Annotated in this window: 18 protein-coding genes and 1 pseudogene; 14 read left to right on the top strand and 5 right to left on the bottom strand. The window is 60.4% G+C overall.

Annotation, left to right across the window (positions count from 1 at the left end):
* The first annotated feature begins 26 nt into the window (after positions 1-26).
* Both IMCC21224_RS00960 and polA read left to right on the top strand, forming a co-directional pair.
* Positions 27-206: a zinc-finger domain-containing protein gene (locus IMCC21224_RS00960; RefSeq protein WP_047993746.1), complete on the top strand. Its 180-nt coding sequence runs from the start codon at positions 27-29 to the stop codon at positions 204-206.
* A 198-nt stretch (positions 207-404) separates the two neighbouring features.
* A complete protein-coding gene (gene polA, locus IMCC21224_RS00955) occupies positions 405-3,224 on the top strand; it encodes a DNA polymerase I (RefSeq protein ID WP_047993745.1) in 2,820 nt (939 codons plus the stop codon).
* Between the two features lie 119 nt (positions 3,225-3,343).
* On the opposite strand, the gene IMCC21224_RS00950 is transcribed toward polA, so the two are convergent.
* A complete protein-coding gene (locus IMCC21224_RS00950; RefSeq protein WP_047993744.1) occupies positions 3,344-4,570 on the bottom strand; it encodes a S8 family serine peptidase in 1,227 nt (408 codons plus the stop codon).
* Positions 4,571-4,966: 396 nt separating this feature from the next.
* Between IMCC21224_RS00950 and IMCC21224_RS00945 the strand changes: the two genes are divergently transcribed.
* Complete coding sequence (locus tag IMCC21224_RS00945) at positions 4,967-5,410, top strand: hypothetical protein (RefSeq protein ID WP_047993743.1); 444 nt, start codon at positions 4,967-4,969, stop codon at positions 5,408-5,410.
* 76 nt (positions 5,411-5,486) lie between these two features.
* On the opposite strand, the gene IMCC21224_RS00940 is transcribed toward IMCC21224_RS00945, so the two are convergent.
* Positions 5,487-6,482 carry an adenosine kinase gene (locus tag IMCC21224_RS00940; protein WP_047993742.1) on the bottom strand — a complete coding sequence of 332 codons (996 nt, stop codon included), beginning with the start codon at positions 6,480-6,482 and terminating at the stop codon, positions 5,487-5,489.
* On the bottom strand, positions 6,479-7,123 hold the full coding sequence (gene nth, locus IMCC21224_RS00935; protein WP_047993741.1) for an endonuclease III: 645 nt from the start codon (positions 7,121-7,123) through the stop codon (positions 6,479-6,481). Before nth ends, IMCC21224_RS00940 begins: the two co-directional genes overlap by 4 nt.
* Before the next feature lie 120 nt (positions 7,124-7,243).
* Here nth and IMCC21224_RS00930 point away from each other — a divergent pair, with 120 nt between their 5' ends.
* Positions 7,244-8,086, top strand: a complete 843-nt coding sequence (locus IMCC21224_RS00930; protein WP_047993740.1) for a bifunctional helix-turn-helix domain-containing protein/methylated-DNA--[protein]-cysteine S-methyltransferase — start codon at positions 7,244-7,246, stop codon at positions 8,084-8,086.
* Positions 8,087-8,267: 181 nt separating this feature from the next.
* Positions 8,268-8,936, top strand: a complete 669-nt coding sequence (locus IMCC21224_RS00925) for an OmpA family protein (protein ID WP_047993739.1) — start codon at positions 8,268-8,270, stop codon at positions 8,934-8,936.
* A gap of 206 nt (positions 8,937-9,142) precedes the next feature.
* Here IMCC21224_RS00925 and IMCC21224_RS26900 read toward each other — a convergent pair.
* Positions 9,143-10,201, bottom strand: a pseudogene (locus IMCC21224_RS26900) (transposase).
* Between the two features lie 213 nt (positions 10,202-10,414).
* Positions 10,415-11,155, bottom strand: a complete 741-nt coding sequence (locus IMCC21224_RS00915) for an SDR family oxidoreductase (protein WP_047993738.1) — start codon at positions 11,153-11,155, stop codon at positions 10,415-10,417.
* Between the two features lie 112 nt (positions 11,156-11,267).
* Between IMCC21224_RS00915 and IMCC21224_RS00910 the strand changes: the two genes are divergently transcribed.
* The 9 genes from IMCC21224_RS00910 (at position 11,268) to IMCC21224_RS00870 (ending at position 21,165) form a co-directional block, all read left to right on the top strand.
* Complete coding sequence (locus IMCC21224_RS00910; RefSeq protein ID WP_047993737.1) at positions 11,268-12,179, top strand: LysR family transcriptional regulator; 912 nt, start codon at positions 11,268-11,270, stop codon at positions 12,177-12,179.
* Positions 12,180-12,427: 248 nt separating this feature from the next.
* A complete protein-coding gene (locus IMCC21224_RS00905; RefSeq protein WP_047996767.1) occupies positions 12,428-13,093 on the top strand; it encodes a glutathione S-transferase family protein in 666 nt (221 codons plus the stop codon).
* 33 nt (positions 13,094-13,126) lie between these two features.
* A complete protein-coding gene (gene queG / locus IMCC21224_RS00900; RefSeq protein WP_047993736.1) occupies positions 13,127-14,161 on the top strand; it encodes a tRNA epoxyqueuosine(34) reductase QueG in 1,035 nt (344 codons plus the stop codon).
* The gene (locus tag IMCC21224_RS00895) at positions 14,161-16,149 is read left to right on the top strand and encodes a hydantoinase/oxoprolinase N-terminal domain-containing protein (protein WP_047993735.1); all 1,989 of its coding nucleotides are present in this window, start codon (positions 14,161-14,163) and stop codon (positions 16,147-16,149) included. The genes queG and IMCC21224_RS00895 overlap by 1 nt, the downstream gene beginning before the upstream one ends.
* Positions 16,150-16,300: 151 nt before the next feature.
* On the top strand, positions 16,301-16,750 hold the full coding sequence (gene msrB, locus IMCC21224_RS00890; RefSeq protein ID WP_047993734.1) for a peptide-methionine (R)-S-oxide reductase MsrB: 450 nt from the start codon (positions 16,301-16,303) through the stop codon (positions 16,748-16,750).
* Positions 16,747-17,253, top strand: coding sequence for a peptide-methionine (S)-S-oxide reductase MsrA (gene msrA, locus IMCC21224_RS00885; protein ID WP_047993733.1), 507 nt, complete (start codon positions 16,747-16,749; stop codon positions 17,251-17,253). Before msrB ends, msrA begins: the two co-directional genes overlap by 4 nt.
* 255 nt (positions 17,254-17,508) lie before the next feature.
* On the top strand, positions 17,509-17,856 hold the full coding sequence (locus IMCC21224_RS00880; protein ID WP_047993732.1) for a hypothetical protein: 348 nt from the start codon (positions 17,509-17,511) through the stop codon (positions 17,854-17,856).
* A gap of 118 nt (positions 17,857-17,974) precedes the next feature.
* Positions 17,975-20,002, top strand: a complete 2,028-nt coding sequence (locus IMCC21224_RS00875; RefSeq protein WP_047993731.1) for an NADPH-dependent 2,4-dienoyl-CoA reductase — start codon at positions 17,975-17,977, stop codon at positions 20,000-20,002.
* A 257-nt stretch (positions 20,003-20,259) separates the two neighbouring features.
* Positions 20,260-21,165, top strand: a complete 906-nt coding sequence (locus tag IMCC21224_RS00870) for a LysR family transcriptional regulator (protein WP_047993730.1) — start codon at positions 20,260-20,262, stop codon at positions 21,163-21,165.
* The last annotated feature ends 4 nt before the right edge of the window (positions 21,166-21,169 follow it).

Genomic DNA, 21,169 nt, shown 5'->3' with positions numbered 1-21,169 from the left:
AAGCCAGCGATAAGGGAACACGCCCCATGACGACGCAAGCGCCGGAAACCAAGATCGTGGACAGCTATCGTATTGCCTGTGACGGCGGTGACGGTGCGCTGGGGCATCCCCGGGTCTGGCTACAGATTCCAGAGCAGACCGGCTATGTCGAATGCGGATATTGTGATGCGAAGTATGTGCATCAGGCGTTCGAGGGCAAGGTCTGAGAACCAGTGGTTACGCGGCGGTGGTTCTGGATGGCTGTGTCAGATTTGCGTATTTAGCAAGAGAAGAAGCCTGGGGCAGAACCGCAGAAACCGGGTTTCGTCGGCTGCGCTGATGTCGTTTTGGGGTGACGATCACGGGTGGCGGTTGTGCTGGCCGCGTGGCAGATTGTGCCCTGTCTGCAAGAGGGAGGGCCTGTCATGGCGTTCGGAAAAGGCTGTCATCTGCATTTGATTGACGGATCGGCGTTTATCTTTCGCGCCTATCACGCGCTACCGCCGCTGACGCGGAAATCGGATGGGCTACCGATTGGCGCGGTCGCGGGTTTTTGTAACATGTTGCAACGCTATGTTGAGGGCAACGCGGGGGGCGATGTGACCCATCTGGCGGTGATCTTTGACAAGGGATCACATACCTTCCGCAACGATATGTACGACCTTTACAAGGCCAATCGCGAGGCGATGCCCGAAGATCTGCGTCCACAGATGCCACTGACCCGGCGGGCGACTGAAGCGTTCAACATCGCCTGCAAGGAACTGGAGGGCTATGAAGCGGATGACATCATCGCCACTCTGTCCTGTCGGGCGCGTGAGGCTGGCGGACAGGTTACGATCATTTCTTCGGACAAGGATCTGATGCAGCTTGTCGGGGACGGTGTCGAAATGCTCGATGCGATGAAGAACAAGCGTATTGATCGCGACGGGGTGTTCGAGAAATTCGGCGTCTTTCCCGAGCGTGTCGTTGATGTGCAGGCGCTGGCCGGTGATTCGGTCGACAACGTGCCAGGCGCGCCGGGAATCGGGATCAAGACGGCAGCGTTGCTGATCAATGAGTATGGCACGTTGGAGGAGCTGCTCGACCGGGCGAGCGAGATCAAGCAGCCAAAGCGGCGCGAGACGTTGTTGGATAACCGGGCGCAGATTGAGCTGTCGAAAAAGCTGGTGCAACTGGACTGTGAGACGCCACTGGATTTCACTATTGATGATTTGGAGGTGCGAGATCCTGACCCGGAGGTGCTGTTAGGATTTCTGACCGAGATGGAGTTCCGTACCCTGACGCGGCGGATTTCGGACGCTTTGGACGTTGAGGCCCCTGTTATCCCCGAGCCGGCGACCCTGGACAGGGATGAGGGCGCGCCGGACGCGCCAAAGATTGACCCCGAGGCCTATGAGTGCGTGTCCGACCTGGCGGCGCTGGAGCGGTGGGTCGCTCTTGCGTATGACCGTGGCTGGGTGGCGGTGGATACCGAAACCACGGGTCTGAACGAGATGATCGCAGATCTGGTTGGAGTGTCGCTATGTGTCGAGGCGGGGCAGGCCTGCTACATCCCGTTGACTCATCGCGGCGGTCGCGCAGCGGACAAGGATGGCACCGAAGATCTGTTTGCCGAGAAATCCGATGACACCCTGGCCGAGGGGCAAATTCCGCTTGAGGATGCTCTGGCGGGGCTGAAGGCGATGCTTGAGGATCCGAGCGTGATCAAGATCGGGCAGAACATGAAGTATGACGCCAAGATTTTCGCCCGCTACGGTATCAATATCGCACCGATTGATGACACTATGCTGATGTCTTACGCCATGCATGCCGGGGAACATAACCACGGCATGGACACTTTGTCAGAACGGTATTTGGGTCATACGCCAATTCCGATCAAGAGCTTGCTGGGATCGGGCAAGGCGCAGATCACCTTTGACCGGGTGCCGGTCGCGGACGCTGTGAAATACGCCGCCGAGGATGCGGACATCACCCTGCGCCTGTGGCAATTGTTCAAGCCGCAGCTGCACCGGGCCCGTGTCACGCGAGTCTATGAGACGATGGAGCGGCCATTGGTGCCGGTGCTGGCGCAGATGGAGATGGCGGGGATCAAGGTGGATCGCCAGACGCTAAGCCGGATGTCGAGTGCCTTTGCGCAAAAGATGGCGGGACTCGAAGCAGAGATTCACGAGTTGGCGGGCGAGACGTTTAACGTCGGATCGCCGGCGCAGTTGGGCGATATATTGTTCGATAAAATGTCGCTTGAGGGCGGCAAGAGGGGCAAGAACGGTAAGTACGCCACCGGGGCTGACGTGCTCGAAGATCTGGCGACCGAGCACGAATTGCCGCGTCGCGTGCTGGATTGGCGGCAGTTGTCCAAGCTGAAATCGACCTACACCGACGCGTTGCAGGAACATATCAATCGAGACACCGGGCGGGTGCATACCTCGTATTCCATCGCCGGGGCGAATACCGGGCGGTTGGCGTCGACCGATCCGAACCTTCAGAACATTCCGGTGCGATCTGAGGAGGGGCGGCGTATCCGTGAGGCGTTTGTCGCTGCCGAAGGCAAGGTGTTGGTGTCGCTGGATTATAGCCAGATCGAACTGCGCATCCTCGCTCATGTCGCCGGTATCGACGCGTTGAAACAGGCATTCCGTGATGGTCAGGACATTCACGCGATGACCGCTTCTGAAATGTTCAACGTCCCGATGGAGGAGATGACGCCTGATGTGCGCCGCCAGGCCAAGGCGATTAACTTTGGTGTGATCTACGGCATCTCAGGATTCGGTCTGGCGCGTAATCTGCGGATTCCTCGGGCAGAAGCGCAGGGCTTTATCGATCGGTATTTTGAGCGGTTTCCTGGGATAAAAACCTATATGGACACCACCGTAACCTTTGCCAAAGAGCATAACCGCGTCGAGACGCTGTTTGGCCGGGTGATCCATACGCCCGAGATCAATGCCAAGGGGCCGCGTTCGGGTTTTGCCAAGCGCGCGGCGATCAACGCGCCGATACAAGGAACGGCGGCCGATATCATCCGGCGCGCGATGATCCGGATGCCGGATGCGATTGCCGGGCTGCCTGCGACGATGCTGCTTCAGGTGCATGACGAATTGCTGTTCGAGGTAGACGAGAGCGCGGTTGACGAACTGATCCGCGTCGCCAAGGGCGTGATGGAGGGCGCCGCCGATCCGGTGGTGCATCTGGATGTGCCGCTGATCGTCGACGCCGGGCATGGGGCAAACTGGGCGCAGGCGCATTGAGCGCGCAGGATCGCCTCTTTGTTCGGCGCCATATGTACGGTTGCGCGGGTGGGCACCTGTTCTCGAAACCACGGCATCTGGCATTGCAAGCCATGGGCCGAGGTCTGGGCTGACGCTGTTTACCCAACGGCGGCAGAGGGCGCCTGAACCAACCCGTGGCCGCGGTCAGACGGATCTGTGTCGGGGGCGAACCCCGACAGCGTGGCGCTGACCCGAAGCTGTGCCGCAATTGCGTCGGCGTTCAGCGGGCGGGACGACAGCATCTGGGATTCCCACCACAGCGCCGCGACGCCAGCCACATGCGGGCAGGCCATCGACGTTCCGTTGAGGGCGCGCAACCCGCCGCCGGTCGCAGCCGACAGGACGCCAACACCCGGCCCTGACAGCACTGGATTGGTGTTGGAAAACGGCGCCACGGTCAGGCCCGCATCGCTCTGCCCGAGCGCCCCGACCGACAACACGCCAAAAGCGGCGGCAGGAACCGAGGCGCTGACCTCGAAATCCGGGGATACCGTGCGGCGGGATTCATTGCCCGAGGCGGCGACGACGACGCAACCGCCATCAAACGCCGCCTGCGCGCGGAACATATCCATCAGCGAATCAAACATGCGCAGGTTCATCCGATAGGCCTCAAGCGCGACTGACGTTGCCAGCAGCACCGGGAAGTCGTTGTCCCGCACCAGCCGTTCAGCAAAGCCGGGAAAGTCGAACCCAAGCGACATTGAGATGACCCGCGCCCGTTCTGTCGCGGCCCATCGCATGGCATCAAACAGCATTTCCGATGATCCGCGCCCGTCATCAGCCAGAACCTTGCCGATCAGCGCCTCAGTCACGCCGCGTGCCACACCGATGCGGGTGCCGTCGACGTCGCGGCCTAAAATCGTGCCTGCGCAATGGGTTCCGTGGCCATTGGCATCGTGATCGCCAGACCCGGCAAAGTCGCGGCGCATCAGTGTCACCCCCGCAAAGGCCGGATGGGCTGCGTCGATCCCGGTGTCGAGTACCGCAACCCGAACACCGGCGCCAGTAACCGGACTGCGGTCGGCACCAACGGCGGTGATACCCCAGGCGGGCACTGCCTCTTCCGGGCGGATGTCGTCCATTGGTTCGGGTTCGATCAGTCTTGTCGGCATCGCCCGGGCCAAGCCCAGAACAGCGGGATCACGGGCTGCGTCGCGCAAATCGCCGGGGCTAAGATCACCGGTTTCGATCGTCGGGGCGGGCGGGACCGCGCTACGTAGCGCGCTCTCGGTCATGATCATGGGGCCGGGGCCGGTGGGACGTGGCGCGCGCGGACCGCTCCTGAGCTGGGCGTTCTCGTCGCGCAGGATAATATATTTGGCCATGATAAATTCCTTGAAAACAATTTTTCCAATGAGGTCACAGGGTGGCAATATTCCCGTACATCCAGACTACACCCAAGGGTTGTTTGGCCAAAGCAGTTCTGCGTGAAAAGGCCGTGAATTCGGTGCAAGATCCGATGGTGGTTCTGACCAGAGGTCTCTCTCTCACGGATCCGGACTTGAGGTACCTTACGACACCCCAGAAAGCGTCGGACCAATTTGACGCAACGTCTGATTGCGGAGAATGTCGATTTTGTGTCACTAACCGTCGTTTATTGGCAATTGTATTCACACAAGCAATATAGCTGCCGGGCAAGAATTTGTTTCCCAGCTAAAGAACATGCTTGTTGATATTGCGGAAAAACGCCTTGGAGAGCCTTATTTGAGTGAAGACATGTCATGAACACGATGCGAATTGAACGATTTTTCAAAGAACTGAACAGTGCATATATGTGTGCCGACTATGAAAGCATCGCAGATTGCCATTCGCTGCCCTGCGCCGTCTACGTTGGCGACGATGTCCTGGTCTTTTCGAACCGGCCGCAGCTCCTCGCTTCCTTGCGGGAGCAATGCGCCGGAAATCGCGAATTGGGGTGTGTTGCAGTAAGCAACACGGTCATCAATCAGGGCGACCTGAAGGGGCAGAGCTATTCGGCTTGGGTTCACTGGAGCCATTGGGACAAACATGGCGCCCTGCTGTTCATGACAAAAGCGCGGTACTTCTGCACCGACGCTGACAACGGCGTCCCTCAGATCAAGATGGTCCAGTTCACCGAAGTTCCGCGGTCGTATCGCACGTCGGGTCCACAAGACCAGGACAGACTGCGGTGTGCCGGGGGCTGATATTCCCGGCCCGCGCCGATAGGTTTCGGCGAAGGCTTGTGATGCAGTGGTGGTTGTATGGGCCGGGCGTCACCCGTCAGGACACGGGCAATCCTGCGGCGCGGAACAGGTCGGGCAACGATGCCTCGGGTCGTGGGCCCATGTGACTGATGACTTCGGACGCGGCAACGGTGCCCATGCGGCCGGCCGTTTCCATGTCGCAGCCGGTCGCTAGACCATACAGGAACCCAGCCGCAAACTGATCGCCGGCACCTGTGGCATCAACCGGCACAACACGGGTGACCGGAATATCGGTGCGTGTGCCGTTTTGCATGATCGTGACCCCGTCACCAGAGCGGGTACAGACCACGAGCGGACAGATGGCCGCGACGGCCGCCAGATCTGCCTCAAGATCGTCATTCTGGAACAGCGAACGAATCTCGGCCTCGTTGCCGATGACATAGTCCATCTCGTTTTCGATCAGATTCAGGAAATCTGCGCGGTGGCGTTCGACACAGAACGGATCCGAGATCGCAATACCAGCCTTGCCCCCCGCCGCACGGCACGTGCGAGCAGTGCGGATAAACGCTTCTTTTCCTTTGTCCTTGTCAAACAAATACCCTTCGAGAAAGACAATTTCGGCCTCGGCTGCGACATCCTCGGACACATCCTCGGGGCCCAGTTCAGCGGAAATACCGAGATAGGTGTTCATTGACCGTTCTCCATCCGGTGAAACAAAGATCATCGACCGCGACGTCGGCAACTCACCGCCCGCAACCGGTGGGTTGGCAAAGGTCGTGCCGATCTTTTCCATCTCGGCGGCATAGAATCGCCCTAGCGCATCGTCATGCACACGGCCGATAAAACCGGTGTTCAGCCCCAGATTTCCAAGGCCAGCGAGCGTGTTGGCAACCGATCCGCCGGGGGCCTGAACGCGGCCCTCCATCGCACCATATAGCACTTCGGCGCGGTCACGTTCGACCAGTTGCATGATGCCTTTGGTGATGCCCATATGTTCGAGGAAATCATCCCCCGCGCGGGTCAGCACATCAACAATGGCGTTGCCGATGCCAACAACCTTAAATTTCTTCATAGAGTCTTGTCCTCGTAGGGGCAGAGATCGCGGATGATGCAGACCCCGCATTTGGGTTTGCGCGCGACGCAGATATAGCGACCGTGCAGGATCAGCCAGTGATGGGCGTGGTGCTGGAAATCGACCGGGATGTTGTCTTCGATCGCGCGTTCGGTGGCGACGACATCCTTGCCGGGGCAGATGCCGGTGCGGTTGCCGATGCGAAAGATATGGGTGTCGACCGCCTGCGCCGGGTAATGCCACCACATGTTCAGCACGACATTCGCGGTCTTGCGTCCGACGCCGGGCAGTGATTGCAGCGCGGCGCGGCTGTTGGGCACTTCGCCGCCGTAGTCATCGACCAGAATCTGGCTTAGCTTGAGGACGTTCTTGGCCTTTTGCCGAAACAGTCCGATGGTCTTGATATGCTCGGTCACGCCGTCCAGCCCAAGGGCCAGCATTTTGGCCGGCGTATCGGCAATTTCAAACAGCCGCGCAGTGGCCTTGTTCACGCCGACATCTGTCGCCTGTGCCGACAATGCGACCGCAACGACGAGGGTAAAGGCGTTGGTATGGTGCAGCTCACCCTTGGGTTCAGGCTCGGACGCCTGAAACCGTTCAAAGATTTCGCGCAGTTGGTGGTAATTGAGTTGCGTTGCCATGGCCCCCTCTATGCCCGCAGGATGCGGGATGCGCAATATTCGGGTCGCATGACACAGTGCGGCGCGGGTATGGTTGTGGCAGGCGATCCTGCGCAGCAGGTCAGACACGGAGCATGGGATATGAAAGACACCGAGACAGGCTATCATTTTAGCGTCATGGCCCGCGCGATCCAGATGATCGACGCCGGTGGGCCCGGACAGACGCTCGACGATCTGGCGGGTGCGATGAACATGAGTCCGGCGCATTTCCAGCGGCTGTTTTCGCGCTGGGCGGGTGTGTCGCCCAAACGGTATCAGCAATATCTGGCGCTGGGTCATGCCAAGGCTCTGCTGGCTGAACGCTTTACCACGCTTGAAACTGCGAACAGTGTCGGCCTGTCTGGATCGGGTCGCTTGCACGATCTGTTCCTGCGATGGGAATCGATGAGTCCGGGTGACTATGCCCGTGGCGGTGCGGGGCTGGAGATTTTTTGGGGCTGGTTCGACAGTCCCTTTGGTCCGGCGTTGGTCATGGGAACCGAGCGCGGCATCTGCGGGATTGGCTTTGTCGCCGAGTCAGGTGCTGAACCGGCGATGGCCGATCTGCGCAGCCGCTGGCCAAAGGCGACCTATTCCGAAGATGCGGCGCGGCTGCGGCCTTGGGTCCTGACAGCGTTCGGCGTCGGTGATCCGTCTGAACCGGTTCCGCTCTACCTGATCGGTGCGCCGTTTCAGATCAATGTCTGGGAGGCACTGCTGCGTGTCCCCTCGGGTCATGTCACAACCTATTCCGAAATCGCGCAGAGCATCGGTACACCAAAGGCGGTGCGCGCGGTGGGAACAGCCGTGGGCCGCAACCCAGTGAGTTATCTCATCCCCTGTCACCGGGCACTGCGCAAATCGGGGGGATTGGGCGGCTATCACTGGGGCTTGCCAGTCAAACGCGCGATTCTGGCGTGGGAATCCGCCCGGGTCGAAGCCTGAGCAGGCGGTGAGGCAGCGGCGGCGATTTTTTCGCAACATGCGGGGTTGGAGCTACGCCCGGCATCGTGATCACGATGCGCGGATTGATGCCGATTTCCCGGTGACAGCAGTTGGGTGCCGACGCATCTTGGCGTAATAGAGGCAAAGACCCCAGTCGCGGGGCTTAAACACGAGGCACAGAATGATCCGAGTAAAGACATCCCTTATTGCACTGACAGTCGCCGCTTTGACTCTGTCGGGCTGCGTTGAACCGCAACTGAACTCTGACGGCACCGATCCCAACGCCAAGGCCAAGAAGGGCGCAATCATCGGCGCGGTTGGTGGCGCTGTGGTTGGTGCCATGACCGGCAACGACCGGGACGAGCGTCTGCGCAATGCTGCGCTGGGCGCGGCCCTCGGTGGCGGTGGCGGCGCACTGATCGGCAACCAGCTCGACCGGCAAGAGGCCGAATTGCGCCAGAACTTGGGCAATAACGTCGGCATCACCAACACCGGTGATCGTCTGATCGTGACGCTGCCGCAGGACATCCTGTTCGACACGGACAGTGCTTCGCTGCGCTCGGATCTGCAATCGGACATCCGGTCTGTCGCCAGCAGCCTGCTGAGCTATCCGAACACCACCGTTCAGGTGATCGGCCATACCGATGCCGACGGTGATGCCGGTTACAACCTTGGCCTGTCGCAGCGTCGCGCGCAGTCTGTGGCCGGTGTGCTGATCTCGCAAGGTGTGCCGTCGTCGCGCATCCAGTCGATTGGCCGTGGTGAGGATCAGCCGATCGCCAGCAACCTGACGTCCGAGGGCAAGCGTCAGAACCGCCGGGTCGAAATCGTGATTCTGCCGAACGCTTGATTTCAGGAGCAGTGCTGGGGGTTGCCCGGTACCTGACAGTCAATCCAAAGCGCCGCAGTTTTCTGCGGCGCTTTTTCGTGTGGGGGCCTTCGAAAAATTCCACCTGCATTGACCTCGATACAAATATCATCCCAAAACGAGCTGAAGTGCGGCTGCATCATAGAGCTGAGAGCATGCCCCCGTAATCCGTCGACGTTGAACAACACCTACGCGGCGATTTGCAGTGCTATTGATCGGACGGTGAAGGCGTTGATCGCGCGCTGCGCCCGTGACAGGCCCTCGAACAACAGGACCAAACGGGCCCTCAGGCGGGCCAGGATCTTGCGGATGTTGTGCCCGCAGCCGCACAGGACAGCGAAGAGCGCATCGCCCTTGGTCCCTTTGAGAGGGCAGCGCGCGAGGCGGCCATCGGTCTTCATGTGGCCGATCTCCGGCTCGATCGCACTGCGCCTTCGGAGCTGCGCTTTCAGCCCATCCGTCAGCCCGCGACGCATTCCGGAGATCAACACATGGGTTGTTCCGACACCGTGTCCACGGTAGCCGCGGTCCACGACGGCGAGGTCCGGGCGGCGGTCCGTGAGCGTCTCGACCTGCTCAAGAGCCTCGGCCAGGGTGTGCCCGTCGTATGGGTTACCTGGCATGGCGCGCATGCCGACGACGAAGCCGCCGTCGATGGTGGTGGCGAGGCTGACCTTGCAGCCGAACTCGTAGCGCACCCGCGCCTTCTCGTAGAGCCGGGCGTCCATTGCCCGGCAGGCGCATCCGCAGGATGCTGCCGGGAGGGGGTTGGATACGCGATATTCTTTTCCATCACGGTGGTGTCGACGGAGACGCGCGCCAGGCTGTCGTCGTCGATGATACCGACAGACCGGCCCGCTTGAATCGTTTTGGTCAGCAGCCACTCCGCGCCCTCTTCGCCGATGCGATCACGCCAGCGGCTGAGCGAGGACGGATGAATCGGCGGCTGATGCTGGAAGAACGTCTCCCCTGTGAAATGCTGGACATACGGGGAGTCCACCCAGCGGGCGATCACGGCCTCGTCCGAGAGCCGATAGGCATGCTGCAGATACATGAGGCGCCACCAACCGTGGCGGCGTCGCTGGCCGCCCTGTCGCCGACGGGAAGAAACCAGCCCACTCCCGATCGAAGAACTCCCAGTCGATCAAGTCTGCCAGCTTTACAAGCTCGTGGCGCATGTCGATCATGTCGACCAATCGGGGGCGAAGGAGATCATCCTGTTCCTCAGCACGCGAGCGGTGCTTCATGGCAGGATCCAAACTGCAGCCTTTTCAATTGGATTCTACGAATCCCTGCAGTTTGAAGCCAGAAAAATATCCGATTTATCTTGGTGTTTCAGCTACATGGCAGTTGTTCAAGCCGAACTAAATATCCAGTGCAACAGAGCGCTATCAAGGCCTGTCTCTTCTGAGAATGTCATGACGTCGACGCCGCAGTTTGCCGGACGTCGCACCGACGTTTCAGATCATGCCGCCATTGGCGCGCAGAATCTGACCATTGATCCAGCCGCCATCAGGTCCGGCGAGGAAAGCAATGCTGCTCGCGATATCTTCGGGTGCGCCAAGCCGCTCAAGCGGGTTCATTTTCGACATTTTTTCAACCAGATCGGCCGGTTTCCCATCAAGGAAAAGCGCGGTCGCGGTTGGTCCGGGGGCCACCGCGTTGACCGTGATAGAACGTCCACGCAACTCTTTGGCCAGGATACCGGTCATGGTTTCAATCGCGGCTTTGGTTCCGGCATACATGCCGTAATTTTCCAGCTTTAGCCCGACAACGCTCGTCGACAGGTTGATAATCCGGCCACCGTCACGCAGCCGTTTGGCCGCTTCGCGCATGGTATAGATACTGCCTTTCAGATTGACTGAAATCTGGCTGTCTATCAGCGCATCGTCGCTTTGCGCGATCGGGGCGAGCTTCATGATACCGGCATTGTTGACCAGAACGTCGATGCCGCCAAACGCGGCCTCGGCGGCATCAAACAGGCGCGTAACAGCGCCAGCATCGCTGACATCGGCTTGGGCGGTCAGTGCTCTGCCACCTGCCGCTTCGATTTCCGATGCGACCTCTCCAGCAGCAGCAGCGCTGCTCGCGAAATTGATCACAACGGTGAACCCGTCACGTGCCAAACGTTTGGCAATTGCCGCGCCGATGCCGCGCGACGCTCCAGTGACGAGGGCGACTTTGCCTTGCGATATAGTCATTGTTTTTCCTTTCAGCGGATGGTGCGTTTCTATGGGGGTATATGCGCCCTTTTTCTCGGCGGATAATCAGGTAATATTCCGCAACAGAATTCGAAAACTGCAAACAATAAGCATGGACAGATTTGATGCCATGCGGGTCTTCACCCGCGTTGCCGAGCGCCGCAGCTTTACGCTTGCGGCGAACGACCTTGGTTTGCCGCGCTCAACCGTTACGGATGCGATCAAACGGCTGGAAGAGCGGCTGGGTGTGCGGCTGCTGGACCGAACCACACGTGTGGTTCGCCCGACTTTGGACGGCGAGGCGTATCACCGGCGCTGTCTGGCCATTCTCGCGGACGTCGACGACGCCGAGAGCGCATTTTTCGGAGCAACTCCAAAAGGTATGCTGCGGGTCGATGTGCATGGCACACTGGCGCGCCATTTCATTTTGCCCAGCCTGCCGGGGTTCCTGAAAACCTACCCGGATATCGAACTGGTTCTGAGCGAGGGTGACAGGCTGACCGATTTGGTGCGCGAAGGCATTGATTGCGTACTCCGCGTCGGCGTTCCGCAAGTCAGTGATATGATCGCGCGCCGCGTTGCCCTGCTTGAAGAGGTGACGGTGGCATCCCCCGCCTATCTCAGGCGCCACGGTATCCCCAGGCACCTTGACGATCTCGAAAACGGGCACTGGATGATCGGGTTTCGCTCCTCTGTGACCGGCGGCGCGCTGCCGTTGGAGTTTGTAACCCAGCGCGGGCTTCGGAACATCACGCTTTCGACCACGCTCACGGTAAATGCAGCTGAAAGCTATATCGAGGCGGCAAAACGTGGGCTGGGATTGATCCAGTTGCCCCGCTACCACGCCGCAGAAGCGTTAGAGGCTGGCGAACTGGTGCTGTTGCTTGACGAGTATCGCCCGGAACCGTCGCCGGTTTCGTTGCTGTATCCGCGCGACAGACAGCTTTCGCCACGGGTGCGCGTGTTTATGGATTGGGCGGCGCAAACTTTTGCCTCGGCAAGCAGCGCCTTGGCGGATGCGTGAAACATGCCTGACAGTCTATCGCCGCGCCGCCGTTCGCCACCCGCACGATCAGTGCCAGCACGGGTGACAGGCAGTCATCCCGGTCACTAAATCCTTGCACCGGGGTCTTCTTCTCTTTCAAAATACGCAAAATACCGCCCGTTCCACAGATACCGGCCGTTGCGGCAATGCGTTCGATGGTTGAATTGACGGGCCTTTCGCGGCAAGTAGGTAGCAGATTTCCTTTTGCTCTGGATGTTTCCCCGATCATGGCCAAACTCTATCACGTGCCGCTGTCTCCGTTCTGTCGCAAGGTGCGCCTGAGCCTGGCGGAAAAGAAGATCGAATGCGAACTGGTGGAAGAGCGATACTGGGAGAAAGAAGCGGATTTCCTGGCGCGCAACCCAGCAGCCAAGGTGCCCGTCCTCAAAATCGACGGGCGCACCATGGCCGAGTCGGCGGCAATCTGCGAATATCTCGAAGAATTGCATCCAGAGCCGCCACTGATGCCCCGGTCGCCGGAAAAGCGGTATGAAGTCCGGCGGCTTGTGGGCTGGTTCGACGACAAGTTTCACAACGAAGTGACGTCGAAACTACTATACGAGCGGGTCAACAAAAAGGTGATGGGCAAGGGGTATCCCGACAGCACAAATGTAAAGTCGGGATCCAAGGCGATCAAATATCACCTGGATTACATGGCGTGGCTGCTGGATCACCGGCGCTGGCTGGCGGGGGATGCGATGTCGCTGGCGGATTTTGCAGCGGCGGCACATCTGTCATCACTGGACTACATCTCGGATGTCGATTGGAACCGTTCGGATGTGGTTAAGGACTGGTACGCCAAGATCAAGTCGCGCCCGGCCTTCCGGTCAATCCTGGCCGACCAGATCCCCGGCTTTCTGCCGCCTGCGCATTATGCCGATCTTGATTTCTGAAATTCAGTCTGTGGCTCAGCGGGTTGTCGGTTGATGCAGGCCCTGACCAAGGCGCTCAAGGCCGAGGCGGTGGCCGTCGGATTCGACCTTTGCCGGATGTGCCGCCCCTGGGATGTCGGCCAGGTGCCGGATCGTCTGGCGGCGTTTCTGGATCGTGGTCATCACGGTCAGATGCACTGGCTGGCAGAGCGCAGTCATTGGCGCGGCGCACCGCAGCTGCTCTGGCCCGAGGCACGGACCGTGATCATGCTGGGCGAATCCTATACCCCGCAACATGACCCGCTGTCGGTTCTGGATCAGCCGGCCCATGGCGCGATCAGTGTCTATGCCCAGAACCGCGACTATCACGATGTACTCAAGAAACGGCTCAAACGGCTCGCTCGCTGGCTGATTGCCGAGGCGGGAGGCGAGGTAAAGGTGTTTGTCGACACCGCCCCCGTGCCGGAAAAGCCGCTGGGTCAGGCCGCAGGGCTGGGTTGGCAGGGCAAACACACCAATCTGGTGAGCCGGCAGTTGGGCAGCTGGTTCTTTCTCGGGTCGGTGTTTACCACGCTGGAGCTGGATATCGATACGCTAGAGGTTGATCATTGCGGATCCTGTCGGGCCTGTCTGGATATCTGTCCGACCTCGGCCTTTCCTGCGCCCTATCAGCTCGATGCGCGCCGCTGTATTTCCTATCTGACGATTGAGCACCACGGGCCGGTTGATCCGGCCTTGCGCCCGATGTTGGGCAACCGGATTTATGGCTGCGACGATTGTCTGGCCGTCTGCCCGTGGAACAAGTTTGCCCAGACCGCGCATGAGATCAAATATCAGGCCCGCCCGGAATTGGTGGCCCCCGAACTGGCCGCTTTGGCGGTGCTGGATGACGGAACTTTCAGAACGCTGTTCTCGGGTTCGCCGATCAAGCGGATCGGGCGCAACCGGTTTGTTCGCAACGTCCTCTATGCCATTGGCAATTCGGGTACGGCAGCTTTGCGCGGCGTGGCGCAGGGTCTATGCGACGATCCCGACCCCGTGGTGGCGGACGCTGCCCGCTGGGCGGTGGCACGATTGGAGGCTGTGTGATGGCTGTTCTGCTTGGGGTCGATACGGGTGGCACCTACACAGACGCAGTGCTGATCCGCGATGAGGTGCAGGTCATCGCCAAGGCCAAGGCCCTGACCACGCGCGGTGATCTGGCTATCGGCATCGGTGAGGCGGTTCTTGCTGTTCTGGCGCAGGGGCAGATTGCGGCGTCAGAAGTGGCAATGGCGTCGCTATCAACCACGCTGGCCACCAACGCGCTGGTCGAGGGGCAGGGTGGCCGGGTCGCTCTGGTCTATATCGGCTTTGCGGAACGCGATCTGGAAACTCACGGGTTGCGCGACGCGCTGGCGGGGGATCCGGTGATCGTGCTGGCGGGCGGCCACAACCATGCGGGTGGCGAGACAGAGCCGCTGGATTTGGCGGCGCTTGAGGTGTGGGCGGTTGCGCAACAGGTGTCTGCCTTTGCCGTGGCGGCGCAGTTTGGCACCCGCAATCCTGGTCATGAGCTTGCCGCGCGCGATGTGCTGCGGCGTGTCACAGGTCGGCCCGTCACCATGTCGCACGAGTTGTCGGCGCGGCTGGGTGGGCCAAAGCGGGCGTTGACAGCGGTGCTGAACGCGCGCCTGATCGGCCTGACCCACCGGCTGATCGCACGTGCCGAAGAGACGCTGCGCGCCGTCGGCATTCAGGCGCCAATGATGGTGGTGCGTGGTGACGGGGCGCTGATTTCGGCGGCGCAGGCGCAGGAGCGCCCGATTGAAACGATCCTCAGCGGTCCTGCGGCCAGCATTGTCGGTGCGCGCTGGCTGACGGGCGCTCGGGATGCGCTGGTGTCGGATATTGGTGGCACAACCACAGATATCGCCCTGCTGCGCAATGGCGTACCAGCGATTGATCCCGAAGGTGCCCGCGTCGGTCCATTCCGCACTATGGTCGAGGCGGTCGCCATGCGCACCCATGGTCTGGGTGGCGATTCCGAGGTTCATGTCGTGGCCGATGGGCTGGCGGGTGGCGTTACCCTTGGTCCGCGTCGCGTGGTGCCTGTGTCGCTGATCGCGCAACACAATCCCGACCTGCGTGCCGAACTGGAACGGCAGTTGCGCAGCGTCGTGCCGGGCGAACATGACGGCCGTTTTGTTCGCGCAGTCGATGGGCAGGATGTGGCAGGGTTAAGCCCGCGCGAGGCTGCGCTGCTGGCGCGTATCGGTGACACCGTGCAGCCGTTGGGCGGGGTGCTGAAAACGCGGCTCGAAGGGCAGGCGTTGCAAAAACTGGTGACGCGGGGCCTTGTGCAGGTAGCGGGGGTGACGCCGACCGACGCGGTGCATGTGCTGGGTCGCGTTGATGACTGGGACGCGGACGCTGCGCGGCTGGCGTTGGAATTGATGGCGCGCCGTCGAACGGGCTCTGGCAACAAGCTGGCTGCGGATGCCGATTCGCTGGCATTGATGATCGTCGATGCGGTGACGCAGGCGACGGGATACGCATTGCTGGAAACCGCCTTTGCCGAAGAGGGCTGGACCCTGCCCGCAGCGGATCTTGCGCGGCATCCATTGCTGCGCGGCGGTCTGCGCGGTCATCAGGGCATCCTGCGCCTGTCAGCCGGGTTGGCGCTGCCGGTGGTGGGGCTGGGCGCTTCGGCGCGGTGTTATTATCCGGCGGTGGGCGATTGGCTGAACGGTACGATGGAGTTGCCAGAGCATGGGGATGTGGCCAACGCGATTGGTGCCGTGGTTGGTCAGGTCACGATGCGGCGCAGCGGTGTGGTCACTTCCCCGACCGAGGGGCGCTTTCGCGTGCATCTGGCGCACGGACCCGAGGATTTTTCCGCCTCGGAAACCGCGATGGCCCACCTTGAATCCGTGCTGGGCCAAGAGGCGCGCCGCGACGCTGAGCGGGCCGGAGCGGTCGATATCACCATCAGTCTGCGGCGCGCAGTCAAGACAGTCGATGCCGAAGCGCGCGAGGTGTTTCTTGAGGCAGAGATTGTCGCCGAAGCGTCGGGCCGACCCCGAATTGCGGTCTGAGGCTTGCCCACCACCGCATTACATCAATATGGGCAGACGATCGCAGAACCGAAACCAGCGATCACAGGGTTCTGAGGCCAATGTAACAGTGCTTTGCTTTTGCCCTGTAAACCCCATCTAATGGCATCAGACATCAAAAGGGGAGTTTGTCATGACCCGATATATCAAAGATCCGGACGTGATCGCGACGCTGACGCCGGAACAGTACAGGGTGACACAGGAAAACGGCACCGAACGGCCGGGGACGGGCGCCTGGCTCGACAATAAGGCGGTCGGGATTTACGTCGACATCGTCAGCGGTGAGCCGCTGTTCGCCAGCGGTGACAAATACGAGAGTGGCTGCGGCTGGCCCAGCTTTACCAAACCGATCGAGCCCGCCCATGTGAACGAGCTGCGCGATGGTACACTGGGTATGATCCGGACGGAGGTCCGCTCGACCCACGGTGATTCGCATCTGGGGCACGTCTTTCCCGATGGGCCCGCAGATCGGGGCGGCTTGCGCTATTGCATCAACGGTGCCTCGCTGCGGTTTATTGCGCGCGAGGACATGGAGGCCGAAGGCTACGCGGCCTATCTTGATCAGGTGGAGGACGTGGCATGAGCGAGCGTGCAGTTCTGGCTGGTGGTTGCTTTTGGGGCATGCAGGATCTGATCCGCAGACTGCCAGGGGTTACGGGCACTCGGGTCGGTTATACTGGCGGCGACGTGGCGAATGCGACCTACCGCAATCACGGCACCCATGCCGAGGGAATCGAGATTGTCTTTGACCCCAAAGTGACCAGCTACCGCCGCATTCTCGAGGTGTTCTTTCAGATCCACGACCCGACCACCAAGAACCGGCAAGGCAATGATATCGGGCTGAGCTACCGATCAGCGATCTATTATGTCAACGATGATCAAAAGGCGGTAGCGCAAGAGACGATTGCTGATGTGGATGCCTCGGGCCTTTGGCCGGGCAAGGTAGTGACTGAGCTGGAACCCGTAGGGCCGTTCTGGCAGGCTGAGGCCGAGCATCAGGATTATCTTGAGCGGGTGCCCAATGGCTATACCTGCCATTTTGTCCGACCGGGTTGGGTGCTGCCCCATCGGGACGCGGCTGAATAATCGTTAAAACAGCACGTTAGCGTCTTGTGTGACCCGTCAGATCCGGTCTGACGGGTCTTTTATGCATTAGATGGGTGGGCGGTGAACAGACGCGGGATACCCACAGGGGTGGGGCGTCCTACCCGTGTCAGGCTCATGGCGGCTATGACCAGAACGCCCGTAGTCCATCGCTGCATCGCAGCATATGTTCGTTCCCAGAGTGTCGGAGCGCGTCCCCGACCAATGAACATAACGAGATTAGAAAGCGAGCCAGCCATGAAATTTGTACTTGCCCTGACGACCGTCGCCGCGCTTAGCGCCACTGCCGCTGTTGCTGATGACATCAGCCTGACTGCACCGCAGATGGGGGCGACCCTGCACGAGGGTGGCATCGACATGAGCGTCTACTGGACCGACACTGGAGCCGGTTACGAAGTTGTCGCGACCTATACCCCGGGTGTCAGCACCTACGCGCCGCGCCGGATGATCATGCTGATGCAGGATGGTGATGCCGTGGCCTTTGGCGTGCCGGATGCGCGCGACGTGTTCTACCGCTTTGCCCGTGTTGGCGATTCGGTGCAGGTCAGCGCCGACCGTACCGGCCTGCAATTCGCCAGCAACTAAGGTTTACAACCCAAACGCCGCGCGCCCAGGGTGACGCGCGGCGACTATGACGTCACGTTTGACGGTGACAGCGCAGAGACGATGTTGTGAGGTGCCCCCAAAAGGGGAGGGTTTTCGCATGACACAATATCCGCATCTTCTGGCACCGCTGGATCTGGGCTTCACCACGCTGAAGAACCGGGTTCTGATGGGGTCGATGCACACCAATCTTGAAGAGACGAAAGATTGGAACCGTGTGGCCGAATTCTATGGAACGCGGGCGCGCGGGGGTGTTGGCTTGATGGTCACGGGCGGCGTTGCGCCCAATCGTGAGGGCGGCGTTTTTCCGGGGGCCGCGGGTCTTTATACCCCCGAAGATATCGCCAACCACCGGATCGTGACGCAGCGCGTGCAAGCGGCGGGCGGCAAGATCGCGATGCAGATACTGCACGCCGGGCGCTATGCCTACGGGCCGGATTGTGTCGCGCCTTCGGCGATCAAATCACCGATTTCGCCCTTTTCCCCCAAAGAGCTGGATGAGGCCGGGATCGAAAAGCAGATTGCCGACATCGTGACCGCCGCCGAGCGCGCCCAAGAGGCGGGCTATGACGGAGTCGAGGTGATGGGCTCTGAAGGGTATTTCCTCAACCAGTTCCTGGTGGCCCACACAAACAAACGCGAGGATCGCTGGGGCGGATCATACGAGAACAGGATGCGACTGCCAGTTGAGGTGGTGCGCCGGGTGCGTGCGGCTGTGGGGCCGAATTTCATCCTGATTTACCGTCTCAGCATGATCGACCTCGTGCCTAACGGATCGAGTTTTGACGAGGTGGTGACTTTGGCCAAAGCGGTCGAGGCGGCGGGGGCCACGATCATCAACACCGGTATCGGCTGGCACGAAGCACGTGTGCCGACCATCGCGACCTCGGTTCCACGCGCGGCCTTTGCCTGGGTGACGCAAAAGCTGATGGGGCAGGTGGGCATCCCGCTGATCACGTCGAACCGGATCAATATGCCGGATGTGGCCGAGGATGTTCTGGCGCAGGGATGCGCCGATATGGTCAGCATGGCGCGCCCGTTTCTGGCGGACCCGGATTTTGTCAACAAGGCGGCAGCAGGGCAGGCGGCGCAGATTGCGCCCTGTATCGCCTGCAATCAGGCCTGCCTGGATCACACATTCGCAGGCAAGATTTCGACCTGTCTGGTCAACCCGCGCGCCTGTTTCGAGACCGAATTGAGGGTGACTCCTGCCCCAGCGGTCAAATCCGTCGCTGTGGTCGGCGCAGGGCCGGCGGGCCTGTCAGCGGCGTTGACAGCCGCCGAGCGCGGCCACACCGTGGTGTTGTTCGACCGTGCGAGAGAGGTTGGTGGCCAGCTCAACATGGCCAAACAGGTGCCCGGCAAAGAAGAGTTTCATGGCCTCGTTGACTGGTACAAAACGATGGTGGCGGACCGCGGTATTGCGCTGAGGCTGGGCACAGACGTGCGCGCCGAGGATCTGGATGGCTTTGACGAAGTGATCATAGCCACAGGCGTCGTGCCACGTGATCCGCAGATCCCGGGCCAGGATGGACCGAATGTCCTAAGCTATATCGACGTATTGCGTGGCGGGGCGGCTGTTGGGGATCGGGTGGTGATCATCGGTGCCGGGGGTATCGGGTTCGATGTGGCGGAATACCTCGTCCACAAAGGGACAAGCCCGACCGAGAGCCTGCCAGACTGGATGCGCGAATGGGGTGTCACCGACCCCGCCATCGTTCGATCCGGCCTTGCCCCCGAAGGGCCGCAGCCCGAACCGGGGGCGCGTCAGGTGGTGTTGTTGCAGCGCAAAGCCGAAAAGCCGGGCAAGCGGTTGGGCAAGACAACCGGCTGGATTCACCGGGCTGCGTTGCAGATGAAGGGTGTGCAGATGAAGGCCGGAGTGAACTACGAGGGTATTGATGGCCAGGGCCTGCACGTTTCCTATGGCGAGGTGCGCGAACGGCCCGAAGTTATCGCTTGCGACACGGTTGTACTGTGTGCGGGGCAACTGCCCGAACGATCGCTGGCCGACGAACTGGCGGCGCGCGATATCGCCTGCCATGTGATCGGCGGTGCGGATGTGGCCGCCGAGTTGGATGCCAAGCGGGCGATCAATCAAGGCACACGGCTGGCGGCGACACTCTAACTGGGTGCGGCTTAGGCGTTAAATTGCACCAGCATCACGGCTATACCATATGGTGATCATACTTGGATCATATGCCCAATATATCGGTTCCAGGTCGGGAATCGCCATGGCGATGATTGCGATAAACTGGCGGTTCCATCGTTTCTAAAACCCGGACAAGTACGCAATGACCCCTGTATTGTCCGCCTCGCGCCGCTTTTGTGCCCAAATTGCCGCCCATACCTAGGCCAACCAGAGAAATACTGAAGGAACCGGGAATGGATCGTCTGACGGAAATGGAGGCCTTTGCCACGGTCGTGGATCAGGGCGGCTTTACCGATGCCGCAAAAAAGATGGGTATCTCGAAATCCGCAGTGTCCAAGCATGTCTCGTCACTCGAGGCGCGCCTGGGGGCGCGTCTGCTGAACCGCACCACCCGTCGGGTCAGCCCAACCGAGATCGGGCTGGCTTATTATGATCGCGCCCGACGTGTCCTGAACGACGCGGGCGAGGCCGACGCACTGGTGACGTCGATGCAATCTGCGCCGTCCGGGCTGTTGCGTATCTCGGTCGCGACGGATTTTGGCGTCAATCATCTAAGCCCGGTCTTGGGCGATTTCCTAGCTGAATTTCCTGACATTACCGTCAATATGGTACTGAACAACCGCTTTGTTGAACTGATATCCGAAGGCTTTGATATGGCCGTGCGGATCGGAGAGCTTGAGGACAGCACCCTGCGCGCCCGCAAGCTGACCGAAACCACCAAGCGGATGATCGCGTCGCCCGGCTATTTTCAGAAATTTGGCCGACCGACGAAGATCGACGATCTCAACGATCACAAGCTGCTGCACTATTCCAATCAGGCCAGCGGCAATGTCTGGAAAGTAACTGCGCCAAGCGGTGAAAAACGGCAGATCCGCACCGCGGGCTGGTTGTCGGTAAATGATGGGCAATCGCTACTAAACGCCTGCGTGGCCGGTCTGGGGATCGCCTATCTGCCGTCGTTCCTGTATTCTGATGCAATGGAAAAGGGGCTGGTCGAGGATGCGATTCCGGATCTTCCCGTTGAAATCCAAGGCATCTATGCGGTCTATCCGCCGGGCCGCTTTACCCAGCCCAAAGTGCGCGCATTCATCGATTTTCTGGTCCAGGCCTTTGTCGAAAAAGGCCCTGTTGACTGGTAAGACT

The sequence above is a fragment of the Puniceibacterium sp. IMCC21224 genome, assembly GCF_001038505.1.
Taxonomy (GTDB): domain Bacteria; phylum Pseudomonadota; class Alphaproteobacteria; order Rhodobacterales; family Rhodobacteraceae; genus Puniceibacterium.
The sequence above is the reverse complement of the archived record's forward strand: the minus strand, read 5'-3'. Positions and strand labels throughout refer to the sequence as shown.

What these genes read in the sequence shown, in the direction of transcription:
- IMCC21224_RS00960 (WP_047993746.1), top strand. Translation starts at nt 27, where the DNA reads ATGACGACGCAAGCGCCGGAAACCAAGATCGTGGACAGCTATCGTATT.
- polA (WP_047993745.1), top strand. Translation starts at nt 405, where the DNA reads ATGGCGTTCGGAAAAGGCTGTCATCTGCATTTGATTGACGGATCGGCG.
- IMCC21224_RS00950 (WP_047993744.1), bottom strand. Translation starts at nt 4,570, where the DNA reads ATGGCCAAATATATTATCCTGCGCGACGAGAACGCCCAGCTCAGGAGC.
- IMCC21224_RS00945 (WP_047993743.1), top strand. Translation starts at nt 4,967, where the DNA reads ATGAACACGATGCGAATTGAACGATTTTTCAAAGAACTGAACAGTGCA.
- IMCC21224_RS00940 (WP_047993742.1), bottom strand. Translation starts at nt 6,482, where the DNA reads ATGAAGAAATTTAAGGTTGTTGGCATCGGCAACGCCATTGTTGATGTG.
- nth (WP_047993741.1), bottom strand. Translation starts at nt 7,123, where the DNA reads ATGGCAACGCAACTCAATTACCACCAACTGCGCGAAATCTTTGAACGG.
- IMCC21224_RS00930 (WP_047993740.1), top strand. Translation starts at nt 7,244, where the DNA reads ATGAAAGACACCGAGACAGGCTATCATTTTAGCGTCATGGCCCGCGCG.
- IMCC21224_RS00925 (WP_047993739.1), top strand. Translation starts at nt 8,268, where the DNA reads ATGATCCGAGTAAAGACATCCCTTATTGCACTGACAGTCGCCGCTTTG.
- IMCC21224_RS00915 (WP_047993738.1), bottom strand. Translation starts at nt 11,155, where the DNA reads ATGACTATATCGCAAGGCAAAGTCGCCCTCGTCACTGGAGCGTCGCGC.
- IMCC21224_RS00910 (WP_047993737.1), top strand. Translation starts at nt 11,268, where the DNA reads ATGGACAGATTTGATGCCATGCGGGTCTTCACCCGCGTTGCCGAGCGC.
- IMCC21224_RS00905 (WP_047996767.1), top strand. Translation starts at nt 12,428, where the DNA reads ATGGCCAAACTCTATCACGTGCCGCTGTCTCCGTTCTGTCGCAAGGTG.
- queG (WP_047993736.1), top strand. Translation starts at nt 13,127, where the DNA reads ATGCAGGCCCTGACCAAGGCGCTCAAGGCCGAGGCGGTGGCCGTCGGA.
- IMCC21224_RS00895 (WP_047993735.1), top strand. Translation starts at nt 14,161, where the DNA reads ATGGCTGTTCTGCTTGGGGTCGATACGGGTGGCACCTACACAGACGCA.
- msrB (WP_047993734.1), top strand. Translation starts at nt 16,301, where the DNA reads ATGACCCGATATATCAAAGATCCGGACGTGATCGCGACGCTGACGCCG.
- msrA (WP_047993733.1), top strand. Translation starts at nt 16,747, where the DNA reads ATGAGCGAGCGTGCAGTTCTGGCTGGTGGTTGCTTTTGGGGCATGCAG.
- IMCC21224_RS00880 (WP_047993732.1), top strand. Translation starts at nt 17,509, where the DNA reads ATGAAATTTGTACTTGCCCTGACGACCGTCGCCGCGCTTAGCGCCACT.
- IMCC21224_RS00875 (WP_047993731.1), top strand. Translation starts at nt 17,975, where the DNA reads ATGACACAATATCCGCATCTTCTGGCACCGCTGGATCTGGGCTTCACC.
- IMCC21224_RS00870 (WP_047993730.1), top strand. Translation starts at nt 20,260, where the DNA reads ATGGATCGTCTGACGGAAATGGAGGCCTTTGCCACGGTCGTGGATCAG.